This is a genomic window from Paenibacillus sp. FSL W8-0426 (genome assembly GCF_037969725.1).
Classification (GTDB): Bacteria; Bacillota; Bacilli; order Paenibacillales; family Paenibacillaceae; genus Paenibacillus; species Paenibacillus hubeiensis.
Genome location: NZ_CP150203.1, coordinates 1,303,607 through 1,316,650, shown reverse-complemented (window position 1 = coordinate 1,316,650; position 13,044 = coordinate 1,303,607). Strand labels below are relative to the sequence as shown.

At 52.1% G+C, this 13,044-nt stretch carries 18 protein-coding genes; all 18 read right to left on the bottom strand.

Annotation, left to right across the window (positions count from 1 at the left end):
• Window positions 1-5: 5 nt before the first annotated feature.
• The 18 genes from MKY59_RS05930 to MKY59_RS05845 all read right to left on the bottom strand — a co-directional run bounded on the left by MKY59_RS05930 (window position 6) and on the right by MKY59_RS05845 (window position 13,011).
• Window positions 6-707 (bottom strand): LysM peptidoglycan-binding domain-containing protein, encoded by a 702-nt coding sequence (locus MKY59_RS05930; RefSeq protein ID WP_236415294.1) that lies wholly within the window; start codon window positions 705-707, stop codon window positions 6-8.
• Entirely contained in the window at window positions 708-2,783 is a 2,076-nt protein-coding gene (locus MKY59_RS05925) for a hypothetical protein (RefSeq protein ID WP_339276542.1), read from the bottom strand.
• A gap of 200 nt (window positions 2,784-2,983) precedes the next feature.
• A complete protein-coding gene (locus tag MKY59_RS05920; RefSeq protein ID WP_236415298.1) occupies window positions 2,984-3,406 on the bottom strand; it encodes a phage portal protein in 423 nt (140 codons plus the stop codon).
• A gap of 252 nt (window positions 3,407-3,658) precedes the next feature.
• A complete protein-coding gene (locus MKY59_RS05915; protein WP_145320645.1) occupies window positions 3,659-4,117 on the bottom strand; it encodes a phage tail tube protein in 459 nt (152 codons plus the stop codon).
• 1 nt (window position 4,118) lies between these two features.
• The gene (locus MKY59_RS05910) at window positions 4,119-5,435 is read right to left on the bottom strand and encodes a phage tail sheath family protein (RefSeq protein WP_339276539.1); all 1,317 of its coding nucleotides are present in this window, start codon (window positions 5,433-5,435) and stop codon (window positions 4,119-4,121) included.
• Entirely contained in the window at window positions 5,436-5,750 is a 315-nt protein-coding gene (locus MKY59_RS05905) for a hypothetical protein (protein WP_339276538.1), read from the bottom strand. It abuts the gene before it with no gap.
• Between the two features lie 47 nt (window positions 5,751-5,797).
• Window positions 5,798-6,226, bottom strand: a complete 429-nt coding sequence (locus MKY59_RS05900; protein WP_339276537.1) for a DUF6838 family protein — start codon at window positions 6,224-6,226, stop codon at window positions 5,798-5,800.
• Between the two features lie 129 nt (window positions 6,227-6,355).
• Complete coding sequence (locus MKY59_RS05895) at window positions 6,356-6,535, bottom strand: hypothetical protein (protein ID WP_339276535.1); 180 nt, start codon at window positions 6,533-6,535, stop codon at window positions 6,356-6,358.
• Between the two features lie 8 nt (window positions 6,536-6,543).
• Complete coding sequence (locus MKY59_RS05890; protein WP_236415308.1) at window positions 6,544-7,029, bottom strand: phage holin family protein; 486 nt, start codon at window positions 7,027-7,029, stop codon at window positions 6,544-6,546.
• A gap of 82 nt (window positions 7,030-7,111) precedes the next feature.
• Window positions 7,112-7,243, bottom strand: coding sequence for a hypothetical protein (locus tag MKY59_RS05885; RefSeq protein WP_339276533.1), 132 nt, complete (start codon window positions 7,241-7,243; stop codon window positions 7,112-7,114).
• 50 nt (window positions 7,244-7,293) lie between these two features.
• Window positions 7,294-7,578: a hypothetical protein gene (locus MKY59_RS05880; RefSeq protein WP_339276531.1), complete on the bottom strand. Its 285-nt coding sequence runs from the start codon at window positions 7,576-7,578 to the stop codon at window positions 7,294-7,296.
• Between the two features lie 12 nt (window positions 7,579-7,590).
• Window positions 7,591-8,643: a phage tail protein gene (locus tag MKY59_RS05875; RefSeq protein WP_339276529.1), complete on the bottom strand. Its 1,053-nt coding sequence runs from the start codon at window positions 8,641-8,643 to the stop codon at window positions 7,591-7,593.
• On the bottom strand, window positions 8,643-9,203 hold the full coding sequence (locus tag MKY59_RS05870) for a YmfQ family protein (RefSeq protein ID WP_236415403.1): 561 nt from the start codon (window positions 9,201-9,203) through the stop codon (window positions 8,643-8,645). The genes MKY59_RS05875 and MKY59_RS05870 overlap by 1 nt, the downstream gene beginning before the upstream one ends.
• A 195-nt stretch (window positions 9,204-9,398) precedes the next feature.
• Window positions 9,399-10,538, bottom strand: coding sequence for a baseplate J/gp47 family protein (locus MKY59_RS05865; RefSeq protein WP_339276527.1), 1,140 nt, complete (start codon window positions 10,536-10,538; stop codon window positions 9,399-9,401).
• Window positions 10,539-10,541: 3 nt separating this feature from the next.
• On the bottom strand, window positions 10,542-11,003 hold the full coding sequence (locus MKY59_RS05860) for a DUF2634 domain-containing protein (RefSeq protein ID WP_339276525.1): 462 nt from the start codon (window positions 11,001-11,003) through the stop codon (window positions 10,542-10,544).
• Window positions 10,996-11,406: a hypothetical protein gene (locus MKY59_RS05855; protein ID WP_236415320.1), complete on the bottom strand. Its 411-nt coding sequence runs from the start codon at window positions 11,404-11,406 to the stop codon at window positions 10,996-10,998. Before MKY59_RS05855 ends, MKY59_RS05860 begins: the two co-directional genes overlap by 8 nt.
• Complete coding sequence (locus tag MKY59_RS05850) at window positions 11,399-12,385, bottom strand: phage portal protein (protein ID WP_339276523.1); 987 nt, start codon at window positions 12,383-12,385, stop codon at window positions 11,399-11,401. Before MKY59_RS05850 ends, MKY59_RS05855 begins: the two co-directional genes overlap by 8 nt.
• A complete protein-coding gene (locus tag MKY59_RS05845) occupies window positions 12,382-13,011 on the bottom strand; it encodes a LysM peptidoglycan-binding domain-containing protein (RefSeq protein ID WP_236415404.1) in 630 nt (209 codons plus the stop codon). The genes MKY59_RS05850 and MKY59_RS05845 overlap by 4 nt, the downstream gene beginning before the upstream one ends.
• Window positions 13,012-13,044 lie beyond the last annotated feature (33 nt).

Genomic DNA, 13,044 nt, shown 5'->3' with positions numbered 1-13,044 from the left:
TCCTTTCAAGGCAGCTTGAGTACAAGCCCAATCGGGAGGCGTTTGATCTGAGCATCTTGGATGCCGTTCAGCTTCTGCAGTTCTTTCCAGCGCGCACCATCTCCCAGATGGGCTTTGGCTATGGACCATAACGAATCACCGGCTTTGAGCGTCACCGTTTTCGGCTGCACCTTTTCGTCCGAGCGCGTCGTTTCATCCTTCGTTTTGGCGGCAGATGCCTGTTTCGCGTCATTCTTCTTGACGAGCTCCACCTTTTTGGGCAAATAAAACTTGTATTCCTTCAGCTTGATATCGTATTGAATGTCGCCGACCTGCCCGGCCGTTTCCTTCCAGTCGAAGCTCTCGATGGACACGGGCATGTTGATCGTGTAGCGGGCGCTTGAGTAGAACAATCTGGCTCGTTTGCCCGTCTGCATCCAGCGAATGATTTTTTTCACGTATTCATAGGGATCGTCGTAGTATTGCTCTTTAATAGAAGAATGTCTGGCATCGTAATAAATATGGTAAGGACTGTAATCGGCCGGAAAAATACCGCTAAAACTCACTTCCCTTAAACGAGGCGATTTGATGACATTGATCTCCCCGATTCCGGTCACGTCATGCGTGCTGCCATCCAGCGCATCCGCAAACTCGATCGTCTCCGGGTTGACCGGAAAGTACATATATTCCGCGCGGTTGTTGTAGCTGAGCTGAATGTAATAGTCCATTTATCCATATACCCCCTGTGCGCTGGAGACGATTTGGCTGTTCAGGCCATCGGTGATTTTCGTAATGATGCTGTCGATGTCGTGGCCGCTGTTGATATCCCCCGTCGTCACTTGCACGGTCGGCGTAAGGCTGACGAAACGTTGGATAGCCTGCATTTCAGCCAACTCGCGCATCAGCTTCAGGTCCTCGCTCGTCACGTCCACCGTGCCCGACACGTCCCCGATCTGATCGACCTTGCCGACATTGTTGATTTTGTTGATGTTGCTTGTGTTGTTGGGCATTTGCATGGTCGGCACGGATGGGGCTGTTGGTGCTAATGGTACGGCTGGCATTGTAGGGGTCTCTGGTTTGAAACCATCGCCAAAATTACCAGGAAAACCACCATCTGAAACGGTATCGTCGACAGAAAATTTGGAAAAGAAATCCTCAGCCAGCTGCTGCCCTTTATCTCCAGCATTCGGATCGAATTCACTATCCATCCTGAACAAAGATACAACGTCTTTATCGCTTTCCGGAGCCATGGATTCTAATGTATTCATCCATTCCTTTACCTTTTTGCTTCCGATATTAATATCGGCTTCAGAAACGACGTCAAGATTGGTGCCGAACGTGTCATTAATGAATGAAGCAACTTTGCCAATAGCACCCACAGCCTTGCCCAGGAAACTTTCGATTCCTACCATTACGTTGTACAAGGTTTGAAGCACGAACATTCCAAGATCATAGAATAGTTTCTTGATGGCATACACCGGATCAATAAATAAATTGATGAGGAACTCAGCCAAAGAAGCGAATAGATTCCACAACATAGCAATTTTCACTCGAATATTTTCGAACAACATCAGAAATACAGAAATGATTGATCCGACGATCTGCGTGCCTGAAACACCGCATAAATTCAGTATCGCTATCACTGCAGCAATTGCCGCAATAACCAATAAGATTGGCCAGTTTAATAGTAACCAAGCACCGGCAAGCGCCAGTACCTGCACGATGACAACACTCAACTGAATGATGATGTTTGCAAGCAATACAAGGGCAATAGCCGTTAATATCGGCGCAATCAAATCCCAGTTTTCCTGAACGACGGTGGCAAAAGCGATAACCCCCTGCAAGATGAAAGCGATGACCTGTGCAATCATGGCAAAGGCTGTACCAATCCACTCCGTAAAACTACTGAATTGCCCCGAGCTAAATGCTTCACTTAATTGATCCAATACAGGTGATAAAACTTCTAATGCTTTCGTTCCCAATTCGGCTAATACAGCATTAAATTGATTCACGATCCCCGTCCATTTCTGAAGCGGCGAATCGAGCATCGTATCGAATGCCTCCTTGGTATACCCCTGCATCTCAAGCACCGTCTGCATTTTCTGTATAAAACCATCCAAATCCCTGGTCTCGATGAATCCTTCCAAACCAGCATTGTCAAGTGCACCCTCGGAAACATTAAAATCAGATGCCAAATTCGAATTGTCTCCATTCATAGCACTGACTAATGCAGATGAGGCATCTGTCAGGCTTTTCCCATCCGGAGACAGCACGCTTAGACGTTTGGACAACTCATTCAGTTGTTCAATCTGGCCCATATTTTGTACCAGGGGTAGGAAACCTAGTGAAGACTGAAGCGAATCGTTCACATTTTGTCCGCCTTTAAATGCTTGATCCCGAACCTTATGATAAGCACCCTTTCCAAGATCCGGATCTTCCGCTGCAATCATGTAACGATACTTCCAATCTTCTTCCTCAGCAGCAGCTTTTAGTACAACGCTCCCGACGGACTTCACCATTTGAAGCCATTTGGATAATTGGCTGAGGTTGTCACTTAGAGATTTCCCCGCATCATCAGCGGCGTCGTCCAGTTTGTCCATCAGGTTAATCGTTACATTCAACTGTTGGTTCACTTGATTAAAATGATTGGATATATTGGTCTGGTTGAATTGGTTGAGATTAATCCGATTGATCTGGTTGAAATTATTTAGGATTTCAGTCGTTTTTACTTGTACCAGATTCAAATTATTGATCAAATTGTTTATTGACGGAGGGTTGATCACGTCTATTCTTGTATCAGACATCTTCTTCTCCTCCTTTCCCTGTTATTTCTTGCGGGTACGGCTACGGGCGCGTTCTTTCTTCTCCTCCTCTACCCGAACAGAGATCATGGCATAGATAGCCGCCTGCTCCCTTGGAGCGAGCGCCATCAGCTCATGGGGGAGAATCTTCAGTTCATGGAGGGCGTAATAGGCCAGGTTGGCCTCCGGGTCGCCCTCTTTAATCAGTTTTTTACTTCATCCACCATATCGTTCATGTCCTGGTTGAAGCCGTTCAGCTTCTGCACCTGCTCCCCCAAGGTGGCAAACTCGCCCGGAAGCAGCATTTTGCGAAGCAGCGACTCCGCGCCCATGACGCCGTAGGAACGCTGAAGCTCCGCGTTTTTGAGATCCGGGTAGACGATGCTTGCCGTCATCAAGCGGGCCATGTAATCATTGGCGTCGATATCAGGCGTGTAAACGCCGTTTTTGCCTTTCACTTTGCGAGTGGCCGCTTTGCGGCACTCCTGGTTTTCGTCCTCGGTCATGCTGCGCAGTTTCCAAGCGACCGGCTCGCCGTCCTCATTTTTGAAACGCGGGGACACGACGAAATCGACCGTTGCCTCCGAAGCTGCATTTTGCGCAAAAAACATACTCAATCCACTCATGAATGGTTCCTCCTCAGAAAATAGTCCCGCTGCAATTCGTGCACCTGTTGGACTGTGGTTGTAAAGAGAGCAGACCCGCTGCTCTCCTCTAAAAAGAAACCCAGCATCGTCAGCGGAAATGGCTGTTCATGCTGGGCACGACGAATAACCCGTCTATCATGGCGGGTACGTTGGGTTATACATTCACTTTTCCAGGCTGCTTTACAGCATGAAGTTGAAGTGATTTTCTTTTCGACTCAAAGGGTGGTTATCTTACTTCGGCAAATTAAACGACACCGGCATGTCCACATCTTCAAAAGTAAAGCTTACTTCCTCCTCCAGCGCCTCGGACTCGGTATCCAGCGACGCCATGATCACGCTGTCCAGATTGACGCCTTTCAGCGTTACAGTTTGCTTGCCGATCGTGGAAGAAGGGTCCTCGTTGGTGACTTCGATATCGAAGTACGTGTCCACGCCGTTCTGCATGTACTGCAGCATCAACTCGCGGAAGCGGGACGTCGTATAGAAAATCGTCATCGAGCCGGAACCGGACCACCCGGTTGCTTTATGCTGCACGCCGCGGCGGCCCAGCGTTTTGACCTCGGCTTTTTGTTTCTCTACCGTAGCTTCAAGCGTTTTGACGTAGAACATCTCTTCCGTCTGTCCGTTAATCGTTGCGTATGCGCGGCCCTCCTGGCCGGAAATCGTATCGCTTGCTTTCAAAAATGCCATCTTAAGCCACCTTCACTTTCATATATACTTTTTCCACCGAATCCACAGGCTGCACGGCAACGTCGATCACGATGCTGTCCGACTCGTTGCCTGCCGCAACCGTAATGTCTGCATTGGAGTCAAAATTTTGGATGGCACCGATGTCCTGCAGCTGCTTCAGGTACGTCACGCACTGGGAGCGGAACAGGCTGCGGCCGTCCTCGTTGTTGTTCACTTTGCCGATGAAGTACGCTTCGAAGATCCGTTTCAGGTCATTGGAAATGCCGTCAAGGACGCGTACCACGCGGTTTTTCGCAAAATGGCGCGCCTTCTCCGGCGTTACCGAGCGGAACGTGTTCACGTCCTGTTCCACGACGGCCCGGTTGCTGCTCGCCGTAAACACGAACTCGCCATTGCGCAGAGCAGCCTCCGTCTCGGTATGCGTCAATCGGCCATTGACGTCCACCGCATCGTCATAGGCACGGAACGTCAGCGATTCGTTGATGTTTGCTCCGGCTGTCGCGCCAGCCGTCCAAGCCACCGCTTCCTGCGCGGACAGCTCCGTCCCGCCAGACAGCACAACGCCGTTGCGTACGCTGATCACGCCCTCATGGTCGGCAGCCGGGTAGTTGGACACGACCAGCTGCACCTTTTTGCCCTCCGTCTCACGCAAACGGCGAATGTAGGACGTGTATACGGATTTCAGCGTATTGTCCTCAGAGATCAGGCCGACCGTATTGAAATCAAGCACTTCCAGTGCAGCGAGGAAATCTGCGTGCGCTTCGTTCGTTGCCGTCCCATCCTCCCCGCCGGTAAGCGGAAGAGCTGCCGTCGCCGTTAGTTCGCCTGTCCCGGCAAAAACGACGTAATCGTTGGAAACCAGTTCGCCGATCGTCGCAGCGGTTTGTTTGTCCACTTCTTTACTGCCTAGAAGGGTGGTGACGTCGAATTGTTCTGCATCGTTAATGTTCGCGGCGATGGCAATGCTCAGATCATTCCCTCGTTTACCGCCAAATTTGGCTGTAGCAGTCAGGTTATCGAGCGTGGCTTTGGCTTGGGTGCCTGCGTTCAATCGGTAGAGCAGCAGCGTTTGGGCGCGCTTGAGCGCTTCGCGAATGAGCAGCAGTTGAGGAGAGGTCCAGTCGTAGCCGAGTTTGGACTGCACGTCCTCCCCTGCTTGGATCGTCATTATTTTGCCTGCTTGTCCCCAGGACAGTGGCAGAGCGAGCGCTACAGTCCCCCGTTCTCCAACGGTGCCCGGCAAAGATCCCTCCGATGCAAAGTTAATATATACGCCAGGGCGTACCTTGTTTTGCGTTGTCCATGTTCCTCCAGCCATTTATTGCGCCTCCTTGAGTTTGAATTGGTGAATGGTTTGTTTCGCTTCTTCCATGGTGCATGTTCCGTGTTCCGGCAGCATGGCCATCAAAATATCCCGTTCAATCCGGGTAAAATGCTCTGCGTGAGCAAACTGCGCTTTGCTGAACGAAGGCGGCCGAACTGCCGGATCCGTTGGGTTCACTCCGGGCAGCTGCTCCGAAACAGTTTGTTGGTCAGACAGATTGCCAGCAATGGGTTCATTGCTTGGATTGAGTTGGGCTGCTTGCGTGCTTGGATTAGAGCTTTTCTGCTCCTGAGCTTTTTTCGTAAACATGGCCAGGACACCTCCCATCGTTTTCATTGTGCATCCCTCATTCCTCGTTATGTTGCTGTTTTCAAGGCAGAGGATGAGTCCAAATGTTGCATGACAACCACGGGCGGAGATGCCTTGCTTGTGCGTGCAGTGTAATACACCATCATGCGCGGAAGCCCGTCTTCCCGGCCTTCCCAGCGCAATTCCGCCGCCCGATACGGCGTGCCCTCCACATCGACCGTCTCCAATGCCTCAAACAGCTCGTCCGGCAAGCCGGCTCGTATATCCTTTGTTGTGGACCAGACCATTTCGTAAGCGTACGACTGCACAAAACGATCGCTGCGTTCTCGCGTCATTTGCGCAGATAACAACCGGTATTCGATCGCCTCCACATCCGTGGAAATCTCCTTGGCAGAAGCTGCGGGACGGATCGGCATATCCGGAAATTTCAGCGAGAGCGCGTTGACGACGGCAGCCGTTAGTTTTTCAGTAAACATGATTCACCTCCTTTGCGATATTCATAGGACAACAAAAAGACCAGCTTGTCTGCCGGTCTGCTGATGTTTGGATGTTTGATTGTGCTGATATGTTCACGGCTAACTTCCTTGTTATGCCATAATATAACTTTACACCTTTTCGATCCTAGCGCGGATGGTGGAAGGTTTGAGTTTCTGCGAAAAGATGCCGAGGCTTGGGCGGAAAAAAGACGATGCTTTGGGGGCGCTGCCCCTCTTCTCTTTACCGTCCAGCCAAGAATAGGCATTCTGCACCGCATGGTTCACGGCGGATGGTTTGGTCTTTTCCATCGCGAGAGTCATTGGTTTGTGGTAGAGGCATCGTTGTTTTTGTTTTCGCTGTCCGCGTTCGAAGCGTTCTTGGTATTTGAAGATTGGGTTGTGGGAGCTAACCCTTCGCCCCCTTTGCCCTTCAGCACCTCAATCGCCTGACGGATCGCCGGGGGGATCGGTGCGCCGAGCTTGCCCCCGTTTTCGATGATGGACAACAGCTCATTCGCGATATAAAAAAAGGCGACCGCATCCCTGAACATATGTCCGTCTCCCAGGACACCGTCCACCAGATGAGCCACCGATACCATGGCAAAAATAAACACCTTGCGCGCAATGCCGAATATGCCGACATTACTCTCCAACCTGCCCTCCACCGCAGCCGCCGCCATCCCGGTCACGTAATCGAGGATGACGAAGACGAGCAGAACACCTAGTACGCCTGACCAGCCTCCATAGAAGTAGGTGGCGGTGCTGGTGAGGAAGGCGAGGAGCCATTTAATGAAGTTTTCCATTATAATCTCCTACCTCTTTAATAGGATAATTCCCCTGATTACTCCAGAGATAAAAAAATAGCGCACTACTTGGGTACGCTCTTTACTTCTCAATTAGGAATTCAACTCCACTTTCGATCAGAATAGCGCCAACTTGTTCACGAAGAGAAGCAGGAGCTGTCTTATACTCTGTAATGCCGAAAATAATATGCTGCGAGAAGAACATTGCTACCATCGTATCCTCTCCTTCTAAGCGTAGAAGCAATCAGAATAATACACGCTTGATCATTTATATACCTCTATTGCTATTTCAGCGATAACATTATCTGTGAAAGCAGCTCGTTCCGCAAGTGCCTTGCTCTGTGCTTTCAGGAGTGTGCTTTCTCGCTTCAAAGATTCAAATTCTTCCAGTGGTACGCTGATATAAACAATAGGCGGTATTGGTTTAGTATCTGAAAAAATCAAGAATTTTCCTTCGGTCAACACTTGATCCTCAATCAGAAATTTGTCCTTGTACTCATCCAAAATACTTTGGCGATCTTCCTGATTCTCGTACTGAATTTTAATCACTGGACTAACCTCTTATAGTTCTACACCTACGAATCCGATAGCCGACCGAACATAGATATCTTTCATCTCGAACGGTCTACTCGCATAGTTACAACTAGACCTAAACTCGATCACCTGTCCTGCGCTAATGTCTAGGTCTTCGGTGTATGTTATATCTCCCTGAAAAGAGCTTGTTACCCTTTCTGTCCCTATCGGAACTCCTCCCGAAAAGATATTACATCTGTAACGATGGGACTCTATTCCCCCACCAGGATTAGTTGTATAGGATATCCGATACCTTCCAGCAAAAGCAAAAGTTATTCGATAATAGCTTACCCATGTATCTGCTGGTGGCCACTTTAGAATATTCTTCCCCACAAAGCTAAATAGTGGAGTCTCTCCTGGAGCAATTCCCGGTGCGGCTGTCCCTGCCACACCTAAAATGTTCTTGCCAGCCAATATATTTGCTGGTTGTAGATCGGGCGTAAGGGCATACACCCACGATTGACCATCATAATAGCCGTCAGGAGGCATCATAAAAGCACGATCCCCGGCCCACACCTCTGTCAATTTAGCTAATTGGTGGGCACTTTGGGCACTACGGTTTGGGATCGCTCCGATAAGTCCGTTAGCACTCGCATTGCTAAACGTTGCCCCGGCCAAAACCTGTCCAACCGTAGCATTACCCGTGGCCCGTATCACCGATGCCATTTTGGTAATGAGCTGCGCCCATGACTCACTTGTGGATGCCGCTACCCCAATGGAGTTGAGAGCGGCAACCACATTGGCTTTCTGCTCAACTCCAAGCTGCTTTGCCGATTGCGCTTCAGCAAATGCAACATTAACCGCCTTCTCCGTCGCCGCCAGCGTCTCGGATGTCCCATTTGTCTTGCTCGACAGCTGCACCTTCCCTTTTTGCGTCAGCGACGCATCCGGAATATCCATCTCACTAACCGCTTTGTCGAGTTCCTCCTGCGTCGCAACACCCGCATCAATCTTTTCAAAAATTGCATTAATGCTCTCCCGGGTCACATTCTCGTTCCCCAAAGGCAGCGGCAGTTTCAAACGATCCGTTTTCATTGGCATTACGCCCACACCTCCAGTTCATTCCACGTCAATGACGCGGCATCCAGTTCATCCCATGTCACTTGCTTGCGGTCCAGATCATCCCAGTTCAGATAACGGTACTCATACTCGACAGCCATGTGAGCCGGCTTCAGTTCTTCGATAGCTCGCTTGAGATCCTCCATATTCGGCGGAATGCCCATCGTGTCCACAAAGCTCACCGTAAAACTCCACGCCTCCGGTTGAAACGTCACGTCCACCTTGCCGCCCGCATAAGCTTCCGCTACACTTTTCACGAGCCTGCCCGAAAACGTTCCTGCACCGCGCAGCTTCGATTCGACTACAGCGCGTCGTTGGTCCACGGGCTTAAGACGATCTGTCTCAATGCCCAATTCCTGCTCCCAATAGTCCAGCCCCCACGTCGCCGTCCGCACGAAAAATTGGTCCAACGTTTCCTCCAGCGCTTGGTACAGCATGTCCATCTCCGCACCCTTGGCCTGCATATCGGCACGCATTACGCGCGAAGTTTCATAGTACCCGGGGAGATAGGAAAAAAGCTCACGCCCTTTGGCACTCGAAATATCTACGCTTTTGAAGGCAATCCCTTCACTCTGAACAGCAGCATCTTTGCTCTTGCCATCCATTTCGTCACTCATCACAGCAGCACTCACATCCGGCCACCTCCTTCCGCTCCGCCAGAGTCCTGCCTTGAAAATTCCTTCTGCATCTCCAGCGCTGTCCACATGTCATCCATGATCTGCTGCTCCCCGAGCACCTTACTCATGCACGTCCACCGTCCCAAGTACAGCAACCTGGCTTGGCGTCATTTCAATGTTCTGGTCGCTCATGCCGTTCACGGTCAGCTCCGCATAATCGATGATCGGTGGAATGTCGAGCAGAATCGCGGCGATGCGGGTGTAACGCACCAATGGATCGGCAAAAGCAAGCTGCTTCAAATACGCGGTCACCCCGCGCTCGATCTGCTCCTTTACTTCCGCCAATGTGACATCACTCGCCAACGTCAGTTTGACTTCAATGTTCATCGGCACTTCCTCGGCCGGCATCACGCTAACGATTGGTCCTGCGGGCGCAGCGCCTTCGCCTTGCCCATCCTGCGTCGGATCGATATACTGCTGCACCGCCTGCACCAGATCCGGGCCAGCCGCCCGTTTGTCCGTGTCGAGCAAATACAGCCCAACCGTGCCCGGCCCCTGCCAGAGCGGAATGACGCGTGTCGCGCCTACGCCGGGCACTTCGCTCGCCCACTGGATGTATTGCGCCTTGTTGCCACTCGTCCCCTGGTTGCGGACCTTGGCATAAAAGCGCTCCAACAGCGCCATATCCGTTTCAATATCCGCGCCGCCCTTGATCGCATCAGGGTTCACCACGGACGTCACGCCACTCACAGGCGTGGATAGCACAACGACCGTGCCTGCGGGCACGTTGCTCTCTTTTCCAGCAACCAATGCACGCACGCCCACGGTTCCAGAACCATCCGCATCCAGCTCCACACTGCCTGTCGTTTCATATTCCAGCGAAGCTTCGCCCGAAATCTCGTCCGCGAGCGTAGCGACAACGGTGCCTGCAGGCACTACTTTGCCCGGCGTTCCCGCAAAACGCACCACTCCCTGTGCCGCCACCGCTGCACGCCGCGTAATGCCATGCTCGCCTGCCCGCAGGTCCAGCTCCTCTGCACGGAAATTCGGGTCATCGCTTGCCACCGTACTCGCGAACCCTCGCCGCAAAAGCTCTTGCGCCCAAACTGCCGCCTCCGACAGCATAAAAGCCACCGGTGCCTGCGCATCCCACAGGAACGATCCTTCCGATTTATCCAAATCGACGGGCAACCGATCCAGCATGCGCTGCATAATTTGCTCTTCGGTCTGTTCTTCCAAATAATTCGGAAACTCTGCCATCCGTCAGATCACCTCGCTTTCCAAAATCATTGACTCTTCCTGCACACTCGTCACCCGGCAAGAGAATCGGCACACTTCCCGTTCCCAATCAAACGCAAACTGGTCCACCGTCTCCGTGCGTGGATCGGCCAGCAGCGTTTCCGTCACCATGCGAACGATTTCGCTTTCCACCACGCCCCGGCTGTCGCCACCACCAATAAGGTCCTCCAGCTCCGAGCCGTAATTGCGCGAATAAATGACATGTCGGTATCGTGGCGTGCGCACCGCTTTGCTGCACCATTGCACCCACGCTTCATGACCGTCTGCCGCGGCAACTTTGCCGCTCGGCGTCAGCACGAATTCCCCGGCATCGTAATCGAAACGCCAGCTTCGGCCAAACTGCACCTCTACCGACTCCGCCTCCTGGCCGGACCAATCTTCTTCATCGCCCCACACCATCCCGATTTCCGGAAATAAACTAGGCACCCGCACTCACCACCTTGCACAGCACCACGACGTCGTTGCCGCCGTTCACCCGCATCGCGAGCACCCGGTCACCTGGCTTCATCCCTTTTCCCAGGGATAATATCGCCTCTTCCACTTCTTCTTTTTGCAAAAGAAAGCGTCCCTCGCTCGTCGTTCCGCCGTTCGCCACCTCGCTGATACCGGAGATTGAACCCGTCGTTTCACGCTCGGGCAGCTCCAAAGTGCCGGGGTATTCGGCCACGAAATAGTCCTGTACCTCATGTTTGAAATCGTCCAGCTTCACGCCGGACGACGTGATCGTGCCCAGCACCGCGCCCAGGCCGCTGACGGCCTGGCGAGTATGGTTGCTCATCGCGCCGCGCATCACATCGGCAAAATGTCCATACGGATCATCTTTATTCAAGGTAATACCTCCTTTTCACCAGTTCGGCCGTGCCGAGTTCCAGCGTCATCGTGCCCGGACCTGCCGACAAATCCCGGCTGACCGACATAACGATCAGCTTTATCCCTTTCAGGCGCACCGCGTCTCCGGCTCGAATCGTATTGATGTCCGGCGCCGTCACGGTAAACGTCTCCTGGATGCCGGTCAGCTTGCTCTTGGCCAGCTTTTTGGCGGCCGCTGCCGTTTTGACTTGATCGTCCTGGAACAGCTTTTGCAGCGTACCGAGTTCGGCAATACCCTGTTCCTCGATCGCCAGCACCTTGGAGGGAACTTCCTTGCCGCTGCTGGACTCGGAGGCTGCCATGACTTTTGCTTTGGTTACCGCGCCCTCCAATGTACGCATTTGCGACAGGTCGATCAGCCGGTCCAGTTCATGCACTTTGGCATTGCTGCCCACCTTGAACAGCTGCAGCCCGGCAGGCGTCATCCGGGGATGGTACATGTCCCCGCCCGATTTGGCCGTCTCTTTCAGATCGGCATAGATCATCGACAGGATCGTCTGCGATCGGTACACCGCTTTGCTAAGCTTTGTCGCCGTATTCGGCAGCGTGGCGCATGGGATTTTCCACTCTTTTGCATACGTTTTGAGCCGCTGCGTGGCCGTTTGGTCTTTGGGCAGCAGAAACTCGTCCTCCGATTTTTCCAGATAGATCATCCGGTCGTAGATCGTCAGGGATAACCGTTTGACGCTGCCGTTCGAGCTTTCCGCCTCCCAAATGACTGCGGGATGCAGCAACGTCGCCATACCTGTGCCGCCAAAAGGAACCCCGCTGATCCGCACCGCCATGCCCGGCGATATCGCAGGCAAACCGGAAGTTGCTGACACTGCCAACCGGACATTGCCTTGGTAAGCAATTTGGTCGAGCGAATCCTTAAGCGTAATCGTCTCGACCAGCTTGGTGACATCGTATTTGTCTTCGACAATGACTTTGTACGTCATGGCAGCACCAGCTTTTGCCCAGGCTTGATTCGGTTAGGATCGTTGCCGATCGTTTTTTTGTTGAGCTGGTAGATCTCGTTCCACTTTGAACTGCTTCCCAGCTCCAGCTTGGCGATTTTCGATAACGAGTCACCGGATTTGACGGTATACGTTTTGCTGTTTTTTTTCAGGTCGGTCCGGGAGGACGATGATTTGCTCGCCCTTCCTGCACCCAGCTTCTCCACTTTCGAATCCCGCCAAGTGCGGAGGGTCAGGTCGAAATAAATGTCCCCCGGCTCGCCTCCCCGGAAGGTGGTGTTCAGGGTGACCAAGTATACCGGTACGTTCACGCCTGTGTTCGAGATAATGAAGCGCAGCGGTTTTTTGGACACCAGGAACGTATTCAGTACGTTCATCGCCACACGCGGATCGGGAACCGTCGTCGTTTGGCAGAAGGATCGGTTATGTTCTTTCGGAAAAAAAGAAGAGAAGGTGATCTCCTTCACCTTCTCCCCAATCGCAAAATCAAACTCGCCATGCTCCAGCATGTTGATCGTTTCGTACCCTTTGGAACGGGATATGCTTACCTCCTCCGGATTGACCGGAAACTCGAAAGTGGTCGATCCGTCCTTCAAGGTAAAGAGCATGTCCAAACCTTCGGGTGTATCTTCAATGAATGC